Genomic DNA, 17,884 nt, shown 5'->3' with positions numbered 1-17,884 from the left:
CACTTCGAACTATCTTATGGTTATTATGACCTCATAAAGATTATGAATAGATTAAGGAATTAACTCGTGTCGGATAAAAATGTTCTTAAACCCTATCAAACTACTGCGGGTATCAGCTGGATTGCAACTCGTCAAATGCAAAACCGTATTCAATTGGAAATCCAAAAGCTGCATAAAGAAATTAACGTAGAACAATTGCTAGTCCTCATGGAATTAGACTGGGAAGACGGCTTACGCCCAAGCGTACTAGCTGAGCGCCTATTGAGAAGTAAAGGCACGATGACGAGTCTTATTCGCCACGCTGAAAAGAATGAATATATTGCTTCAACACCAGATCCAACACATAAAAATGCTAAGAAAATTTTCTTAACACTAAAAGGCAAAAAAATTCACGACGAACTGTCTGTCATCATCAACCAAGAGTTGGAAGATGCGGTTAGTCATGTTCCAACCGAGCACAGAGACATTGTATTTAATGCAATGAGAGGCATGGTACTTCGCTACAATCCAGAATATTACGACTGCGATGATTAATAGCCCCCAAAAGACTCTATTATGAAAACCGCCTATTGGCGGTTTTTTATTATCATAAAAAGCAATAAGTTAAATGAAAGCATTCACTCACCCCATAAATGATTTGACATCAAGCCAATTTAACAATAATATTCCCTCAACTTCTTAACCTTTTGTGTAGAAAACATGCTAAATAAAACCAAATCTTTCGTATCTATTGCTTTGCTGTCTTTTGCTTTTAGCACACCTGCTTTGGCTTTGGATTTAAAAGAAGGCACTGACTTTCAAGTTGTAACGGCTAATGTACAGCAAGATAACGACGTTCGAGTGTACTTCAGTTTTCGCTGTTGGCATTGCGCTACGATGGACTCTGTTTATGCAGAAATCGCGCAACAACTGCCAAAGGATGTATGCGTCAAGAAAGTCCCTGTATTCAGCCCTAACGATAAACTGGACATTCTTTACACTAAAGGGTTTGCTGTCGCTGAATCATGCAATAAAGATAAAGAATATACACAAGTTCTTTTCGACGCATTAAAAGCGAATGAAGCGCCTCAGTGTATGAACACACTAACTGAGCTTCTAGCCAAAGAGTTAGACATCGAGCCACTTGAATTTCAGAAGCAATTTATGGCGAAAGAAACCAATGACAAATTGCATGAATACATGAATGACATTGAACGAATGAAAATCAATGCAGTGCCAGCTGTCATCATTGGAAATCAATATCAGGTATTGCCTAAACGTGTGACTTCTTTCCAAGAATATAAGGACTTAGTTGAAAATCTTGTCAACAAGAAGCTAACAGAAGCAGCCTAAATATTTTTTCGTCATCGCATCAACATGCCAAACCTCTCAAAATTGAGAGGTTTTTTAATCCCCATAATAAATATGGTTTAATATGAAACTATGCGGGATATAATCTCGTTACCATCAACTATACAGTAATAGAGATTATCGATATGAAAAAGCTACTTTTAGCGACAGGCTTAACATTCGCTCTTGCTCCTAACCTAGTAATGGCAGAAGAAACCCAAATTGATCCGGCAGATGTCACGCAAACGAATACTTTCCTTTGGGGCCAAGCGGGCAACAAAGATTACACCCTTACAGGTGGTATCGCTGGTAACCTGACTGAAAAATTCAACTACCTTGGTTTGTTAGAGCACTCTCGCTCTTACCAACAAGCAGAAGATCACGAAGATACTGCGAATAGTACCCGTGCACGTTTATTCGGTACGCAAGACGTTGAGTGGAACGTCATCTCTAAAGTGGGTGTTTCTGTTGATTACATCAAAAACCATACCGGTGATTTTGATCTTGTGGCCATCGGCGCAATCGCAAAAGTTGAAACAGGGCTAGATTGGTTAGCTATCTTCCCAAATCTTGCTCACGTAACATTGAGCAAAGACAACGCATCTGAAACGGGTTACCAAGCAAACCTCATCGCTTCTGTATACCTAGATGACGCAGGTAAATACCTGATGATTCAACCTCAATACACTAACGTTAACGACAAAATGACGATTAAGAAGTTTGAGCTTTCATACGGCCAACCTCTTTCTAATAATGGTCTGTGGTGGGGTGACATCAAAGTCGCTCACACTTCAACTCACGTTATGGGTCAGAAGTCAGACGACAACCAAATCAAAGCGGGTGTTTCTTACTACTTCTAAGTCTTAAGAACACTCTGCGAATGCAAGCCAGTGCTAATGCGCTGGCTTTTTGTCGAATAAAAGAAAAAACCGTAAGCTCTAGTCGCTCAGTAACAGTGACAGCCGCAGATCAATAGACATAAAAAAAGAGCAGCGAATACGCTACTCTTCATTTAACACATTCATCAGAGTCCTGATGCTCCGTATGCGACAATATCTTCGCTAATTACGCGTTGCGGCGTGCTTCAACCGCACTTGCAAGTTGACGCAATACCACTTCAGTATCATCCCAACCAATACACGCATCGGTAATAGACTGACCATAAGTTGGCGCATTGCCATCAACCAAATCCTGACGACCTTCAACAATGTGTGATTCAATCATCACGCCAAAAATGGCTTGCTCACCAGCGGCTAATTGTGCAGAAACGTCTTCCGCTACCACCATTTGACGCTTGTATTGTTTAGAGCTATTTGCATGGCTAAAATCAATCATCACTTTTTGTGGCAAGCCCGACGCTTGTAGTTCATCTTTAATAGAAGCAACGTGTTCAGCACTGTAGTTTGGCTCTTTACCACCACGTAAAATAATGTGGCAGTCTGGGTTGCCAGCGGTCTCTATGATTGCAGAGTGACCGTACTTAGTAACCGACAAAAAGTGGTGGGAAGCACCAGCACTACGAATAGCATCTGACGCTATCTTAATGTTACCGTCTGTACCATTTTTAAAACCAACAGGGCAAGACAGACCAGAAGACAGTTCACGGTGAACTTGAGATTCAGTCGTACGTGCACCGATAGCACCCCAGCTAATCAAATCACCCACATACTGAGGCGTGATCATATCTAAAAATTCACTTGCCGTTGGCATGCCCATATCTGTCAAGTCTAACAACAACTTACGACCAATACGCAGACCATCGTTTAGCTTGTAAGTATCATTTAAATAAGGGTCGTTGATCAGCCCTTTCCAACCAACAGTTGTGCGCGGCTTCTCAAAATAAACACGCATGACGATTTCTAACTTATCACCCAATTCATCACGTAACACTTTGAGCTTTTTACCGTATTCCAGTGCAGCCTCAGTATCGTGAATTGAACATGGGCCAACGATAACCAATAGGCGGTCATCTTTATCTTCTAAGATATTGTGAATGGCCTGACGAGCTTCAAACGTAGTAGAAGCGGCAACTTCAGTTGTTGCATACTTTTCTAATACCGCTACTGGTGGTAGAAGCTCTTTAACTTTGTTGATACGAACGTCGTCGGTTTGGTACATACTTACATCATCCTGTTTAATTTAGCGTAAACACCTTTTATTGCTTATATATGCGATGGTGTTTTTTATCCTTCCCTTTAACCTAACTGCTAAAAAATAGAACTTCAATCATTTATTTTAACCAAATTAGAGTTTTTATCACTTAACATGCCCGTTCAAGCACTAAAGTTGGAAGAAATTAAAAAATTGGGTTAAAAAAACACCAATATAAATTGATGATAGTTATATGGATTAATGAAGAGTAAAGCGAGATCAATAAAGCACCGACAAGCCAGTGCTTCTAAAAAAGGGTCTAGTAGCAGGAGTTGTGGAAGCAGTTTCAGGAATGAAGCGTTACACCATTTGAAGAATACGGTTCTTTTCCACCTAACTGGCAACTCATTCGATAAAAATGAATACCGCACTTAGAAAAACGTTCGTCTTCAATTTTTAAACCGAAACGCTTATAAAAGTCGACAGTAGACTCGCGGGAAATACACCAGAAATAATGAACATTAAACCGTTGGACGTCAGTCAAAATATGCTCCAAGAGCGCACTGCCCAAGCCTTCATGCCGATGATCTACAATCGTGGCAAATTTACGAATTCTTGCCGTCTCGTCATCCTCATCAATAAAAACCGATGCTACCGTGACTAACTCTCCGTCAATTTCCACACCATAGTGCTGTGCTTGTTCATCTCCGACTACATAACAAAAATCTTCAGGCATGCCAGGCCACAATACTTCCTGCCTAACTGGAACAGTTTGCTCCCATGTTAGCTGTACAATATTCATGATTGGTTCCTACATCGTCTTGAGCATAAATAATGAAAATGGGTATTTATATTTATTGGTATCCTATTAAATATAACACCCCTCTCTCAATGCGCTCAAAAAACACTCTATTTTTTTACTAAAGCTCTGGTTTTCAATCTAAGTCGGTCACTGGTCTGCTTCAAACTCAGAGGTCTAAAACCAAAAAAAAACGCCTTCTAAGTAGAAGGCGTCGTTACGTAATAGAGTGAACCTAGGTGCTAAGCGCTTAACATCCACAAAGCCAGCAAGACAAAAACACCGCCCATGACTTTATGTTGGTACTGTCTGAATTTAGCATTCTCGAGCAAACCTTTCCCCAATGTCCCGACTAAAGCTACCAAGAGTAGATTAAACGTTAAGCCCAGCACATTAAGTAATAAGCCCAGCGCTAACATTTGCTCACCAGAACTTGCTGAAATATTGCCAGAAACAAACTGAGGTAAGAACATGACAAAGAAAACAAGGGCTTTAGGGTTTAATAAATTACTAACGAGAGCGCGTTGATAAAATGCGCCAGCCATCTGTTTTTCGTTCCCAACATCTGGCGCTTCTGCGGCTTGTGAACGCAGGCAATCCCAACCCATTTTTAACAAATAAGCACCACCTAAAATATGCAGTACTTTTAACGCAATAGGGCTCATAGCAATAAGCGCTGAAACACCCAGAGCAGCCAATAGTGTCAAGATGATACCAGAGGTGGCATTACCTAAACTGGCAAAAAGTCCAACCTTACGGCCATAGCTTATACTTGAACTAGCAATTAACAGCATGTCAGGGCCAGGGAGTAATAATAAAGCAACCACTGCCGTGAGATAGACAGGAAGGATTGAGAGATCAATCATGATGTATTCTGAGGTTAGAAAAGGACGGCGGATTTTAAACCATTATAGAGAATCAGCGCAATAAGAATAAACTGAAAAATAGACAAATACTGGTTATTAGTGGCACATGTTTCGTATAAATCAAAATAAAAATACACCCCTCATCCCTGAGGTGGCTGAATGTGCGATTAGCGATTTTCGTTTGGTTCCATCATTTTTTCATGAGTCAGCGCTGAATTAGCCATAGTAAAACGTACAGATGTCGTGTCATCATCTTGATTCATAGAAGCTGGGTGAACGATACGTTCGCTTTGAATTTGATTGTCGGTCATTGTAGAACACGGCGCATCCGCACTCACACTTGGACCACAAGTTCCTGCGGCAGCCGTTGTCGAGAAAATGATGGATAAAGCGATAATTAGTTTTTTCATGGTAATGCCTCATTTCGTTTCGATGGAGTCACTCTAAAATGAAATGCGCTCATTAACGAGGAAATGCAGAATTTCCATCTTGGAAAGGAACTTACTTACAGGCAACGGGTCAGTTGCTAATTACCCCCAAACTTTACGAGCCCTTTTATGAATATCGATATTAGTAACATAGATGTATTGGTCAAAATGTATGATCTGGGTAGCGTTAAATCCGTCGCTGATTCGCAGGGCAAAACATCGAGTGCCATCAGTAAGACGCTAGCAAAGTTGAAACAGGAACTCGATGATCCTTTATTTGTACAGGCTGGAAACGTGTTCGAGCCTACCTATTTTCTTCAGAACAACATCCACTATTTTCGCTCAGTATTAACCTGTATTAACAGTATTCAGAAAGATAGTTTTGACCCCAGAACCCATCGAGAACCAATAAAAATCTACTTACAAAGCTACTTTATGGAAACCTATGGCGCAGCCCTTTATTTGGCTATCAAAGACCAAGCCCCCCACAGTATGGTGACACTTGAGCACTGGAGTAATAAAAAGCTAGACAATCTACTAAACGGAGACGGTGATATGGCAATTCATATTTTTACCGACAGTCTCCCTCAGTCGATTTGTCAGCAACCTTTAATATCAGGAAAAGTTGCCGCTTTTGTTCGGCAAGACCATCCAGCTAAAACACTGGACGAATTGCAAGCGTATCCGCTTGCCGGCCTACTTACACCAGGTTGGAATGACAAGCGATTGCACTTAGTCGAGAAACTTAAAAACTTCGGCTATCACTTTGAGCGCGCAGTACGCATCGAATCAATTCACGCCTGCCATCAACTCATTCGTGCAAGTAATCACTTTTCATTCACCGTTGCTGAACAAATACCGGAAGGCGCTCGGACCATCCCTCTACCAGATAACTTTGACTTCGAATTTAATCAAATAATGAGCTATAGACGCAGCCAAAAAGACAGCCCGAAAATGAAATGGCTCGTTCAGGTTTGTTTAGCCACGACTGCTATAACATCTTCATAATTAACGTGATAGATTGTGACCAGATGTATAAAAAAGTATCTAAATGTGATCTATCTCAGATTTTATATAATTCATCAAAAAACACCAGAACTCAAAATACCTTATCATACAACAACTTATGAACACCAATAAAATAACGCTATGTTTTACATTAAACCATAGAGGTATTTATTGACCCTGCGCAATTAATTTACTGACACATAATGAAATACTGAAGCCATGTTCCGTATCACTAACATTATCTAACACTTTGGAGTTCACATGGCAAAAACTCATCTCATTGCTCTGCTTTGCGCAGTCCCTGCCCTAAGTATGGCTGCAACCGAAGTTTCTGTAATAAACGCCCAGTACCAACCCGTATTTCAAAGTAAAACTTACAGCACCTCTTTAATTGCATCTCAACACATTGCAGTCATATCTCAAACTTCTGGCGCTATCACTCATAAGATGGTCCGCAATGGTCAACATGTGCAAAAGGGTGAGGTTCTCATTAAGTTGGACGACCGCGATTATCAATTGAACTTGCAAGAAGCTCTCGCCAATTTAGATTTAGCCAAAGCGGCATACAATCAAGCAGACAACGATCGAAAAGGAGCTGAAACCCTAATCAAAAAAGGCGGCATGTCGCAATCTAAACACGATTCAGTCTTAACCATTTTCCACCAGGCAAAAGCAACCATGAAGCTTGCTAAAGTGCATGCAGAACGAGCGGCTCTAGCGCTAGAACGCACCAATATTCGTGCGAAATCGACAGGCAAGGTTATTGACCTGTATTTAGACCAAGGTCAACACGTTCAGGCGGGCAGCCCAGTTTGTGACATCATCAATGACAACAACATCGATGCGATTGTAGAACTTCCAAGTAACGACCACTTCATTACTCACATAGAAGATCTATCGGCGGAACTGGCCGTTGCTTCTGCTCATTACCAAGAATCTGGCAAACTGTTTGCCATTGATGGTGCTATCGACCCAACAAAGAGCACACTACGCGTTCGCTACCGCTTCGAAAACTCAGGCGCTTTGCTTGATGGCCAGTTTGGCAAAGTGACCCTTAAAAACATCAATGGTCACGGCAACATCGTGATTCCTCAGTCAGCAGTATTAACCGATCGCCAAGGTCGCTACGTATTGACCGTTGAAGAGGGGGTTGTTGCACAAAAACGCGTTCAATCAATTGGTCAGCACAAAAAAGATGAATTGGTACGCGGCTTAGAAGTTAACGACCAAGTGATCATCAGCGGCACAATGAAACTTTACCCAGGTCTTGAAGTAGACGTGAAACCAGCGGCGGATCGTTCATAATGAGTCTATTTTTTATTAATCGCCCCAACTTAGCTATTGTTATTGCCTTGTTGATGACTATCTTGGGTGCTATAGCCATGCAGGTACTTCCTGTTGGTCAGTATCCAAATGTCGCCCCTCCAACGGTCATGGTTTACATCAACATGGACGGTGGCTCTACCGACGTAATGCAAAAATCTGTTGCTTCTATTATTGAAAAGGAAGTCAACGGTGTTGAAGGCATGACGTACATGAAGTCGAACATTGGTAACGATGGTTCATACGGTCTTGAAGTCCAATTTGAAATTGGCCTTGACGCCGACCGTGCCGTAACGCTTGTTCAAAACCGTGTAAACAAGTCCATCTCACGTTTACCTGAAGGCGCTCGTCGCTATGGTGTAACGGTAGAGAAAGTATCATCAGGTATGTTGATGGCGTTTACGGTTCGTGACGACAGCGGCCGCATGGACGACATCGAACTCTCTAACTGGACGTCTGCCAACCTAAAAGAAGGCCTGCAGCGTATTTCTGGTGTATCTCGCGTGATGGTTATCGGCGAGAAAAACTACTCAATGCGTATTTGGATGGATCCATCTAAAATGGCCGCACTGGGTATCACAACGGAAGAAGTACAAGGCGCACTTTTAGAGCAAAACCAAATTCTTGCTGCCGGTCGTGCTGGTGTATCACCTAACGAAGGCGAAAACTCTTGGGAATACACTTTCCAAGTAGACAGTGCACTGCAAAAGCCAAGCGACTTTGAAGAAGTGATTATCCGTGCTGATAGCATGGGTCTTGTGAAAGTAAAAGACATCGCACGCGTAGAACTGGGGTCTATCCAGTACATGGCGAACTCTTACCACAACAACCAAGCTGCAACCACTGTGTTCATGTACCGTTCTCCAACGTCTAACGCAATGGACGTGGGTAAAGCCGCAAAAGCATACATTGATTCAACGCCACTCCCACAAGGCATGGCTGTAGACATTCCTTACGATGGCACGGTTTTCGTTGAAGCAGCAATTGATGACATCTTCAGCACACTTGTCGATGCAGTGGTACTGGTCACGCTCATCACCGTTCTCTTCTTGCAAAGCTGGCGTATCACGCTGATCACCATCACCGCTATCCCTGTGTCCTTGATCGCAACGTTCGCTATCATGCTTTCTGCGGGTATGACCATCAACATCATCAGTATGTTTGGTTTGATTTTGGCCATTGGTATCGTGGTTGATGCCGCCATCATCGTTATCGAAAACGTTGAAAGGCTGTGTGAAGAAGACAAAACACTTAGCATCAAACAATCTGTTATTAACTCAATGCAAGAAGTAACTGGCCCGATCATCGCATCAATGCTGGTACTGCTTTCTGTATTCGCACCAACGCTATTCATGCCGGGTATGACGGGTATCCTTTACGGTCAGTTTGGTATCGCGATTTCTGCTGCCGTTGTGGTTTCAACAATCGTTGCGTTGGTTCTAACGCCTGTTATGTGTGTCATGCTAATGAAACGCGGCGAAAGCAAGAAAATCTGGCTTTTCCGTGTGTTCGATAAAGGCGTGAATACCACTCGTGATGGTTTCGGAAAATCGGTTCGCTTCTTCGGTAGCCGTGCCATCTTAGGGGTTGCTTTGGTTGCTGGCGTATTTGGTAGCATTGCATTCCTTGGTAGCAACACATCGACTGGCTTCTTGCCTGACGAAGATAAAGGCACACTGTTTGCGGTTGTTATGCTGCCAGACGGTTCTGCTTTACATCGTACTGATGCGGTTCTTGAAGATGTGTCCAACAAACTGCAAGAAATCAAAGGGGTTAAATCCGTTGTATCGGTAGCGGGCTTTAACCTGATCACCAACTCAACGGGTCCTAACGCGGGTCTGATGCTGATCACGCTTGATGAGTACGCAGACCGTCAAGGGATTGAAGAATTGAGCCTATGGACAGTTCTGGGTCAATCTCAGGCTGTGATCGATGCAGAAGATCAAGTGTTTGGTATGGCATTCCCGCCACCAGCAATTCCAGAGCTAGGCTTAGTGGCGGGTTTTGACTTGATGTTTAAAGACTTAGAAGCTCGCGACCCAGTAGAGCTGGCTGAAGCGTCTTACGCATTCATTGAAAAAATCAATGCTGACCCACGTGTTGTCGGCGCGTACACAACCTTTACGGCAAACACGCCAAACATCAAACTTGAAATTGATCGTGAAAAAATCAAGATGATGGGCCTGCAAATGGATCAAGTGTTCAACACGATTCAAGCGCAATTTGGTGGTGCTTACGGTGGTGAATTTAACCTAAGCGGTCGTAACTACTACGTCTATGTTCAAGCAGAGCAACTGACTCGTAAGAACATTGATGACTTGAACTTCTTAACCGTGCGTAACAGCCACGGTGAGTTGATCAACATCTCTAGTATTGTTACCCCAAAAGTTGTGTTTGGCCCTCAAGTTATTCAGCAATTTAACCTGTCTCAAGCGGTAAACATCAATGGCTACCCGGCACCGGGTTATTCTTCTGGTGACGCCATCAAAGCCATCGAAGAAGCGGCTGCATCACTACCAAGCGGTTACGAAATCGAGTGGGCAGGTTTGACTAAACAAGAGCTGTCTGCGGGTAACTCTGCACTGATTGCGTTTGCTATGGCAATCTTGTTCACTTACCTACTGCTTGTTGCTCAGTATGAATCTTGGGTTGTGGCACTTTGTATCATTCTTTCGGTTCCTACCGCATTGGTTGGTACGCTATTAACTGTGTTCCTAATGGGTACGGATGTGAACCTTTACGTACAGATAGCCATGGTGCTACTGGTCGGCATGTCGGCACGTAACGCCATTCTTATCGTTGAATTTGCTAAGAAGCTGCGTGAAGAACAAGGTATACCAATCATTGATGCGGCGGTAACCGCAACACGTATGCGTTTCCGTGCGGTAATGATGACGGCACTGAGCTTCGTATTCGGCTTGTTCCCATTGATGTTCTCTAACGGTGCAGGTTACGCCGCTCAACAAGCGATTGGCTGGGCTGCATGTGGTGGCATGGTCTCTGCAACTTTCCTCGGTATGCTTGTAGTTCCGGTGATCTACATCCTGCTGCAATCTCTACGAGAGAAGGTAATGGGACCACCTAAAACGCTTCCTCACACAGAAGACGTTAACGCAACATTGGTAAAAGCAGAAGCCTAACACCCATTACCCCCTCTAAAATCCCAAAGCTCTGCCATTGCGCAGAGCTTTTTTTGTTCCATATCCACCAGCACCTCACCTTCTTTCTCTCACCACCCGCTTCTGCCTTAGCCTTGTGCCTTCCCCCCTACAAATCCAACTTACGTCGATAATCCCTCGGCGAACAACCATGATACTGGCGAAATCGATGAGTAAAATTAAACGGGTCTGGATAGCCCAAACGTTGTGCAATCATGCCGATAGACCAATCTTTGTAATGCAGTAAATCGGTCGCTTTCTCCATTCGCAATGCAATCAGCCGCTGCTGCGTAGTACAGCCATAAAGTTGCTTACAGATCCGATTCAACTGCTCGACACCAATGAAGCTTTGTTCTGCGATCGCTTTTACACTCCATGGGTGATGCAATTGCGACTCTACGTCGTTGAAAACACTCTGAACTCGAATAATAGTATTGGATGGTGCATCTTGATGAGCAGAACCAATCAACAAACGAGACAGTTCACTTACAAACAGCTTTCTATAACTGACTCGCCCATCAATTTCATTATGAAGTAAGCTCAAAAATGACCAGAGCTGCTCGCATGATGGGGTGTTTTCTATTCTCTGCCCCTGAGAGATAAGGGGAAGCCACTTAGCCACATTATCTAACAACATCCAAGACATTTTCCAACCATCATCCGCCGACAATATTTCAAATCGGAACGGCTGATGTGCTGGAAGTAACGTTACCGTATTTGGCTCTATAACCCTTACATCATCGACCGTGATGAGCACTCCTCGCCCCTCAAGAGTAAACAGCAAAGTATGAATACTCGGATCAGAACGTTCTACATGGTATTCGTCTTGAAGTACGGTTAAGCCTGCCATAAAAACACTGTTGTCAACGAACTCTGGAAAGTCGGACTGCGTGAGAAATCGTTCTCGACAATCGTCACCCAAATGTATTTCATCTTGCCAATGATTTTTTGGTTGAAATTTAGACATGTCAAATTCGCACAGGTTTTCTGGTTTTTTAAACATTTTGTTTATGCTCGTACTTAGTTATATTTTGCGCCTAAATCAGGAGGGCATAATATGAAAACACATTCTTTAACACCTACCGTTCGCCCGCACGCTCTATTGCCTCGAGTACTTAAGCTCGCGTTCCCAGTTGCCATCCAAAGTGCACTGGTTTCTATCTTGGCATTAGCAGACGTCTTAATGGTAAGTGAATTTGGCCAACACGCGACTGCGGCCGTTGGCATCGCCTCAAAATGGCAATTCGTTGCGACCATGATTATGGCAGGTATGGCCGCTGCAACCGGCGTACTTGTATCACAATACTGGAGCAAAGAAGACAAAGTACACGCTAAAACGGTAACGGTACAAGCGCTTAAGTTTGGCACAGCGCTTATTCTCCCTGTCACCGCAGTACTGACCCTATTTGCAGGGCAGATCATGTTACTGCAAACCAGTGATGATCAAGTAATCAGCTTAGGCGTTGATTACCTAATCTATAGCTTTCCTGTTCTTCTACTCACGCACTTAGTGATTACTGTTGAATCCGCATTACGTTCAAGTGGTAATGCCATGCTGCCTTTGATCATTGGTGCTATCACCGTCGCGATTAACATTGCTTTAAACTTTTTGCTTATACGCGGCGGTTACGGCATTCCAGCGATGGGCGTCGCCGGTGCGGCATTAGCTACGACCATCGCTCGAGCGCTGCAAGTCTTCATGATGTGGGCAGTGTTGGTGTGGAGCAAAAATTGGCTTATCACTAGCCACTATATTAAAAAGCACCACACTCTATGGATGTCGTTCAAGAAGCTCGCGATTCCAAGCTCGTGCAGCGCTGTTTTATGGGCGGCAGGTACACTTACCTATCAAATGATCATTGGCCACATGGGGACGACCGAATTAGCGGTTTACAGCATGATTGGGCCATTCGAATCCCTTTGCTATGCTTTATTTTTTGGGATTGCGGTTGCCTGCTCAGTGTTAGTTGGGCAATCTCTTGGACGTGATGAATTTGAAGATGCTCAAGCGATTTCTATTACCATCATTAAGTGGGTGCTAGCATTGGGCCTCTCACTGGGCTTAGCGTTATATTTAAGTCGCGACTGGGTAATTAGCGTTTTGAATTTGGACTCACCTGAGCTTGCGGCGATGGCGTTACCTGCACTAGGAGTAATGGCGTTTGGTATCTGGATTCGAATGCTTAACATGACCATCATCAACGGCGTATTGAGAGCCGGAGGAGAGCACATGTTCTTCATCAAAATGGATTTGATTGCGATGTGGTCTTTTGGTATTCCATTGACGCTGTTCGGTGCCTTCTTAGGTGAGTGGAGCTTTAACTGGGTCTACTTAGCGATTGTGAGTGAAGAGTTTGTTCGATTCTACCTGTGCTTCCGTCGCTACCGTGAAAAGCGCTGGGTGGCTAACCTAACGCTGCAAACGGCTTAGAGGCTCGAGGCGGAAGGCTAAAGGCCAAAGGCGGAAGATAATTCAACCTTCTGCCTTCTGCCTTCTGCCTAATGCCTTCTACCTCATCTAACGATGGTATTTCACCGTATTTTGAGCAATCTTAGCGATCACCAATACCGACTGCTCCATTTGTTCAATTGAGATGAACTCATGAATACCGTGGAAATTATAACCGCCAGTAAAGATATTCGGGCAAGGCAATCCCATAAACGATAGCCTTGCGCCATCGGTGCCGCCGCGAATCGGTTTGATCAACGGCTCTACATCGCACTCAATCATGCTCTGTTTAGCAATGTCGATAATATGAGGGTGAGGCTCAACCATTTCTTTCATGTTGCGATAGCAATCCGTTAAAACCAACTCAACATGACCTTTGGTTAACTTGCTGTTTAACTCATCCACTTTTTGCTGCATAAACACTTTACGGCGATCCGTTTCAGCGGCATCAAAATCACGGATAATGTAACCGAGTTCTGTTTTAGCAACACTTGGCTCCATAGATTTCAAATGATAAAAGCCTTCGTAACCCGACGTTGTTTCTGGTGTTTCGTCGGCAGGCATCATTGCTTGGAACTGGGCGGCAATGTTCATGGAATTGACCATTTTACCTTTTGCTGTACCCGGGTGAACATTCACACCATGACAAATCACATCAGCGCCGATGGCGTTAAAGTTTTCATATTCCAGCTCACCTAATGGCCCACCGTCAACGGTGTACGCCCACTTAGCGCCAAACTTATCCACATCAAATAGGTTAGCACCTCGGCCAATTTCCTCATCCGGAGTGAAACCAATACAAATATCGCCATGTTCAATATCTGGGTTTGCTTGTAAGTGTGCAACAGCCGTCAATATTTCAGCAATGCCGGCTTTGTTATCAGCACCCAATAATGTCGTACCATCCGTAGTAATAAGGTTTTGACCATGTAGACCATGAAGGTCGGGGAACTGGATCGGAGAGAGCACTTCATCGCCTTTACCAAGGGCAATATCACCACCTTGATAATCTTCAATAATCTGCGGTTTTACGTTTTTACCAGACGCATCGGGAGCGGTATCCATATGAGCAATAAAGCCAATAGCAGGGACGGGATAATCCACATTACTAGGCAAGCGCCCCATCAGATAGCCATTCTGATCCAAGCTCACTTCAACAAGACCAAGTTCAACCATTTCTTGCTTTAAGCTCTGAGCGAAAACCATTTGGCCAGCACTGCTCGGGCAGTGAATATTTTTAGGGTCAGACTTGGTATCAAAAGTTACATAGCGTAAAAATCGTTCTACTAGATTATCCATAACTATCTCTTTTTATGTGGGCTAGTCTCAGCTCCGAATACGAGCAAATGATCCGTAACGAATCGTTACAATCATCATAGTTAGATTAATCCTCTACACATTGCGATAGGTCAGGTTTTATTCTCTTCCTGTATAACCAAATACGAAGTAATCACCGTAACTTGACCATTTTCAAGCTGAAATACATCACAAAAGTTAAATGCTCGCTCGGCATCGCCATGTCCTTGAATCAACATATGCCCATCGCCTGAAAAATAACTCGAAACCTGCAACGACACTGGCTCAAACCCAAGTTGATAGCAAATAGCTCTAACGGAGTCGATACCATGAATCACTTCTTTTCCTACATTTCGCCATTCCACTTGCTCGGACAGGTACGGCAACAGCTCGTCCACCTCGCCTTTAGAAAAAGCCAAACACGCTTCCCTCAATGCCTCGCTCATACATTTACTCCCAACGGAATCCGAGTAAGATGAAATAAGTATAGGAGGTAACTCAGATTTCAGGATTCAACCTTCTCATTCCGTTAGCCCCGACGTTTGCTACAATAAGCGTTCAACCATAAAAAGGGCCATTATCTAGCCCCTGAATTTACCGCTATGTGTCCGGAGCTAATGTGAATTTTTTTGATCGCTTAAACGTCTACTTTTACCACAACGACCGTCAGAAGAAATGGCCATTTGACGGACCGAAAATATTAGGTTGGAAGGACTCGGCATCTCAACAGACGCGTTTTAATGCCATCGCACAACAGCATGATTTTAACAAGAAGACAGTCTTAGATTTAGGATGTGGATTTGGCGATTTAAAGCTGTACTTAGATCAGTACTTTGCACTAAAAAATTATACTGGGATTGATCAGCAAAAAGCGTTTATTGCCTCCGCCAAACTAAGAGATATCCCTAAAGCTACTTTTTTGCATGCCGATTTTGCTCGTTGCAAGCTAAGTAAGCATGATGCAGTAATTGCTTGCGGATCTCTGAACTACCACAGTAGCGATCCAAAATATCTGTATAACGTTATTAGAGGAATGCATGATAATGCCAATGAGGTGGTGATCTTTAATCTGCTGAATTCAGATAACTTTCCGGCAGACACATTACTCAATAGCTATAATCCAGATGAGATACTTGCATTTTGTCGTACGCTCTCAGCGGATTGCTTCATCGTTAATGGCTATGCGAAAGACGACTTCACCGTCGTCATGAAGAAATAACAATAGAGCATCCAACACTCAACTTACCGCGTAGGCTACTTGGTTGCGGCCAAGGTCTTTCGCTTTATAAAGCAAACCATCGGCAGTTTTAAACATATCATCTAGAGCCATTCCATCTTCACCATACTCAGAGATACCAATACTGGCGGATACATTGATGCAATGGCCATCAATATCAAAGCAACTTCTCGAGATGGCTTTTCTTAGATGCTCAGCCATTGCCCTACCTTTTCTTCTATCGGTATATGGGAGTAACACGCAGAACTCTTCCCCTCCAACACGATATACAGAGTCTGACAGGCGAGCACTGTTAGCTAATAGGCGCGCAACCTTTACGAGCACTTGGTCTCCCGTGTCATGCCCAAACTCATCGTTTATTGCTTTAAAGTAATCGAGATCTATCACCAATAAGCTGAACACATCACTTTTACGTCGATGCATAGTAACCATCTTCTCAAAGCCGAGAGCAAGACTGAGCCTATTATCAATTTGAGTAAGAGGATCGAGCGTCGCTAGTGATGTTAGCTGTTGCTCTGTTCGCTCTCTATTTCTTTCGTAAACATGAGAAACAGCCCATAAGGCAAATAAACATACTGCAACGTTAATTGCTGAGTTAATCGCCAATATTGAATCTGGCTGTAGAATTTGCCACGTATAATTAGCGATACCGCCCGGGATCAAAAATAGATTTAAGCGGAAACCGTTTGTTTTCCCAAGCAACAAGTAAGCGATAATAGGGCTAAGAAACATCCAGACAAACACCGTTACTGATGTCGGAGTCGTTGCGACGGCAAAGAAAATAATCGCAGAAATAGTCGAAACATACAGCATAGGGTGAAAGGGGCGATGACGTAGCGTATCGGCATAGCAAAATAGATAAGCCGAATAAATAGAAAAGCATAACTCGAACACACCGAGCATTTTTTGATCAAGCAACAATAAATTAACCGACCCATAAACTAGGCCAGAAAACAGCGTAACCAAGCTCATACCTTTGAGCATCTTAGTTCGAAACAGCTGTGAACGAGTCAGCCATTCGACATCCAAATCCATCTGTTGCATTACGCTTCCACTCTATGCTTGTGCATCCAGTAGCATTTTGGAACAGATTTCACATTCGGACAACATTTAACTAATAAATGTTGCGATTTATCTGATCTAGGTTTTATTTCTCAATAATCACTTATATTTTTGAGCCTAAAACACACAAACCTGAGCCAATTTAGTAAATACATATTACTAAATGTGTCAATACTGGCCTTTTAAAATACTATATCTGGTGTTTTTAGAAAAAAATAGCGCCATATAAGGCGCTATTTCTTAAACGACAATTCGACCTCACCTACACAAAAACCTGCGCTTTTTCTAACAAAACTTGAGGCGATGGCCAAACAATGATGCACTCTTCAACGTTGCTTCCGCATGGTGAATTCCAGTGACTCTTATGAGAAACCTTACCGCCAAGAGCTAAGTAAAACTGCTTAGCTGCTACGTTTTCATCCAGAACTTCTAAATATAAGCCTGAATCAGCGAAATATTTCTGAGTCCATTTAGCGGCTTCAAGCATCAATTTCGTGCCCAATCCATGGCCTTGATACGCTGAGTCTACGTGTAAATTATCAATAATGGTTCCATTATCAATATTATGGTTACCGTACACACAGATAAATCCACACAAGGTGTCTCCTTCTTCCAACAACAATACACTTTGATTAAAAGAAGGGTTCGTAAGGCGCGTCTGCCAAATAACCAGCCGATCATCGGCTGCAAATTTATCTAGGTACGCGTCGGTCACAATGCCACGATAGTGCTCTTGCCAACTCTTTGCGTGCAACTGAGCGATCTTAGCGTAATCCTGATATTCCGCTTGTCTTAATTCCACTCTCTCCTCCTTGAGCGATGACGAATATATAACATA

General features: G+C 43.2%; 17 protein-coding genes. 8 read left to right on the top strand and 9 right to left on the bottom strand.

What is annotated here, in order from left to right:
* Positions 1-66: 66 nt before the first annotated feature.
* The 3 genes from VTAP4600_RS20685 to VTAP4600_RS20675 all read left to right on the top strand — a co-directional run bounded on the left by VTAP4600_RS20685 (position 67) and on the right by VTAP4600_RS20675 (position 2,189).
* Positions 67-534 carry a MarR family winged helix-turn-helix transcriptional regulator gene (locus VTAP4600_RS20685; RefSeq protein ID WP_231897987.1) on the top strand — a complete coding sequence of 156 codons (468 nt, stop codon included), beginning with the start codon at positions 67-69 and terminating at the stop codon, positions 532-534.
* Between the two features lie 165 nt (positions 535-699).
* Positions 700-1,332, top strand: coding sequence for a thioredoxin domain-containing protein (locus VTAP4600_RS20680; RefSeq protein WP_102524658.1), 633 nt, complete (start codon positions 700-702; stop codon positions 1,330-1,332).
* 143 nt (positions 1,333-1,475) lie between these two features.
* A complete protein-coding gene (locus tag VTAP4600_RS20675; protein ID WP_102524657.1) occupies positions 1,476-2,189 on the top strand; it encodes a hypothetical protein in 714 nt (237 codons plus the stop codon).
* 205 nt (positions 2,190-2,394) lie between these two features.
* Here the strand turns inward: VTAP4600_RS20675 and aroG are convergent, their stop codons facing one another.
* From aroG to VTAP4600_RS20655, 4 genes are all read right to left on the bottom strand, one after another.
* Entirely contained in the window at positions 2,395-3,447 is a 1,053-nt protein-coding gene (aroG, locus tag VTAP4600_RS20670) for a 3-deoxy-7-phosphoheptulonate synthase AroG (protein WP_102524656.1), read from the bottom strand.
* Between the two features lie 319 nt (positions 3,448-3,766).
* Positions 3,767-4,222 (bottom strand): GNAT family N-acetyltransferase, encoded by a 456-nt coding sequence (locus VTAP4600_RS20665; protein ID WP_102524655.1) that lies wholly within the window; start codon positions 4,220-4,222, stop codon positions 3,767-3,769.
* Positions 4,223-4,461: 239 nt separating this feature from the next.
* Positions 4,462-5,085: a LysE family translocator gene (locus VTAP4600_RS20660; protein WP_102524654.1), complete on the bottom strand. Its 624-nt coding sequence runs from the start codon at positions 5,083-5,085 to the stop codon at positions 4,462-4,464.
* Between the two features lie 167 nt (positions 5,086-5,252).
* Positions 5,253-5,495, bottom strand: a complete 243-nt coding sequence (locus VTAP4600_RS20655; RefSeq protein ID WP_102524653.1) for a hypothetical protein — start codon at positions 5,493-5,495, stop codon at positions 5,253-5,255.
* Between the two features lie 147 nt (positions 5,496-5,642).
* Between VTAP4600_RS20655 and VTAP4600_RS20650 the strand changes: the two genes are divergently transcribed.
* The 3 genes from VTAP4600_RS20650 to VTAP4600_RS20640 all read left to right on the top strand — a co-directional run bounded on the left by VTAP4600_RS20650 (position 5,643) and on the right by VTAP4600_RS20640 (position 10,984).
* A complete protein-coding gene (locus VTAP4600_RS20650; protein ID WP_102524652.1) occupies positions 5,643-6,521 on the top strand; it encodes a LysR family transcriptional regulator in 879 nt (292 codons plus the stop codon).
* Between the two features lie 261 nt (positions 6,522-6,782).
* A complete protein-coding gene (locus tag VTAP4600_RS20645; protein WP_102524651.1) occupies positions 6,783-7,826 on the top strand; it encodes an efflux RND transporter periplasmic adaptor subunit in 1,044 nt (347 codons plus the stop codon).
* On the top strand, positions 7,826-10,984 hold the full coding sequence (locus VTAP4600_RS20640; RefSeq protein WP_102524650.1) for an efflux RND transporter permease subunit: 3,159 nt from the start codon (positions 7,826-7,828) through the stop codon (positions 10,982-10,984). The genes VTAP4600_RS20645 and VTAP4600_RS20640 overlap by 1 nt, the downstream gene beginning before the upstream one ends.
* Positions 10,985-11,111: 127 nt before the next feature.
* Here the strand turns inward: VTAP4600_RS20640 and VTAP4600_RS20635 are convergent, their stop codons facing one another.
* Positions 11,112-11,969 carry a helix-turn-helix transcriptional regulator gene (locus tag VTAP4600_RS20635; RefSeq protein ID WP_331813013.1) on the bottom strand — a complete coding sequence of 286 codons (858 nt, stop codon included), beginning with the start codon at positions 11,967-11,969 and terminating at the stop codon, positions 11,112-11,114.
* A 90-nt stretch (positions 11,970-12,059) separates the two neighbouring features.
* On the opposite strand from VTAP4600_RS20635, the gene VTAP4600_RS20630 reads away from it, so the two are divergent.
* A complete protein-coding gene (locus VTAP4600_RS20630) occupies positions 12,060-13,433 on the top strand; it encodes an MATE family efflux transporter (protein WP_102524648.1) in 1,374 nt (457 codons plus the stop codon).
* A gap of 87 nt (positions 13,434-13,520) precedes the next feature.
* On the opposite strand, the gene pepT is transcribed toward VTAP4600_RS20630, so the two are convergent.
* A complete protein-coding gene (pepT, locus tag VTAP4600_RS20625) occupies positions 13,521-14,750 on the bottom strand; it encodes a peptidase T (protein WP_102524647.1) in 1,230 nt (409 codons plus the stop codon).
* Positions 14,751-14,860: 110 nt separating this feature from the next.
* Positions 14,861-15,193, bottom strand: a complete 333-nt coding sequence (locus VTAP4600_RS20620; RefSeq protein WP_102524646.1) for a nuclear transport factor 2 family protein — start codon at positions 15,191-15,193, stop codon at positions 14,861-14,863.
* 173 nt (positions 15,194-15,366) lie between these two features.
* Between VTAP4600_RS20620 and VTAP4600_RS20615 the strand changes: the two genes are divergently transcribed.
* Entirely contained in the window at positions 15,367-15,966 is a 600-nt protein-coding gene (locus tag VTAP4600_RS20615; RefSeq protein ID WP_102524645.1) for a class I SAM-dependent methyltransferase, read from the top strand.
* Between the two features lie 18 nt (positions 15,967-15,984).
* Here VTAP4600_RS20615 and VTAP4600_RS20610 read toward each other — a convergent pair whose 3' ends face one another.
* Both VTAP4600_RS20610 and VTAP4600_RS20605 read right to left on the bottom strand, forming a co-directional pair.
* Positions 15,985-17,028, bottom strand: a complete 1,044-nt coding sequence (locus VTAP4600_RS20610; protein WP_102524644.1) for a GGDEF domain-containing protein — start codon at positions 17,026-17,028, stop codon at positions 15,985-15,987.
* 280 nt (positions 17,029-17,308) lie between these two features.
* Entirely contained in the window at positions 17,309-17,848 is a 540-nt protein-coding gene (locus tag VTAP4600_RS20605; protein ID WP_102524643.1) for a GNAT family N-acetyltransferase, read from the bottom strand.
* Positions 17,849-17,884: the final 36 nt, after the last annotated feature.

Source organism: Vibrio tapetis subsp. tapetis, from assembly GCF_900233005.1.
GTDB classification, from domain to species: domain Bacteria; phylum Pseudomonadota; class Gammaproteobacteria; order Enterobacterales; family Vibrionaceae; genus Vibrio; species Vibrio tapetis.
Note: the sequence above shows the minus strand (reverse complement) of the source record. Positions and strands in the feature narration are given on the sequence as shown.

Coding starts and splice junctions, on each gene's coding strand:
- VTAP4600_RS20680 (WP_102524658.1), top strand. CDS start 700: ATGCTAAATAAAACCAAATCTTTCGTATCTATTGCTTTGCTGTCTTTT.
- VTAP4600_RS20675 (WP_102524657.1), top strand. CDS start 1,476: ATGAAAAAGCTACTTTTAGCGACAGGCTTAACATTCGCTCTTGCTCCT.
- aroG (WP_102524656.1), bottom strand. CDS start 3,447: ATGTACCAAACCGACGACGTTCGTATCAACAAAGTTAAAGAGCTTCTA.
- VTAP4600_RS20665 (WP_102524655.1), bottom strand. CDS start 4,222: ATGAATATTGTACAGCTAACATGGGAGCAAACTGTTCCAGTTAGGCAG.
- VTAP4600_RS20660 (WP_102524654.1), bottom strand. CDS start 5,085: ATGATTGATCTCTCAATCCTTCCTGTCTATCTCACGGCAGTGGTTGCT.
- VTAP4600_RS20655 (WP_102524653.1), bottom strand. CDS start 5,495: ATGAAAAAACTAATTATCGCTTTATCCATCATTTTCTCGACAACGGCT.
- VTAP4600_RS20650 (WP_102524652.1), top strand. CDS start 5,643: ATGAATATCGATATTAGTAACATAGATGTATTGGTCAAAATGTATGAT.
- VTAP4600_RS20645 (WP_102524651.1), top strand. CDS start 6,783: ATGGCAAAAACTCATCTCATTGCTCTGCTTTGCGCAGTCCCTGCCCTA.
- VTAP4600_RS20640 (WP_102524650.1), top strand. CDS start 7,826: ATGAGTCTATTTTTTATTAATCGCCCCAACTTAGCTATTGTTATTGCC.
- VTAP4600_RS20635 (WP_331813013.1), bottom strand. CDS start 11,969: ATGTCTAAATTTCAACCAAAAAATCATTGGCAAGATGAAATACATTTG.
- VTAP4600_RS20630 (WP_102524648.1), top strand. CDS start 12,060: ATGAAAACACATTCTTTAACACCTACCGTTCGCCCGCACGCTCTATTG.
- pepT (WP_102524647.1), bottom strand. CDS start 14,750: ATGGATAATCTAGTAGAACGATTTTTACGCTATGTAACTTTTGATACC.
- VTAP4600_RS20620 (WP_102524646.1), bottom strand. CDS start 15,193: ATGAGCGAGGCATTGAGGGAAGCGTGTTTGGCTTTTTCTAAAGGCGAG.
- VTAP4600_RS20610 (WP_102524644.1), bottom strand. CDS start 17,028: ATGCAACAGATGGATTTGGATGTCGAATGGCTGACTCGTTCACAGCTG.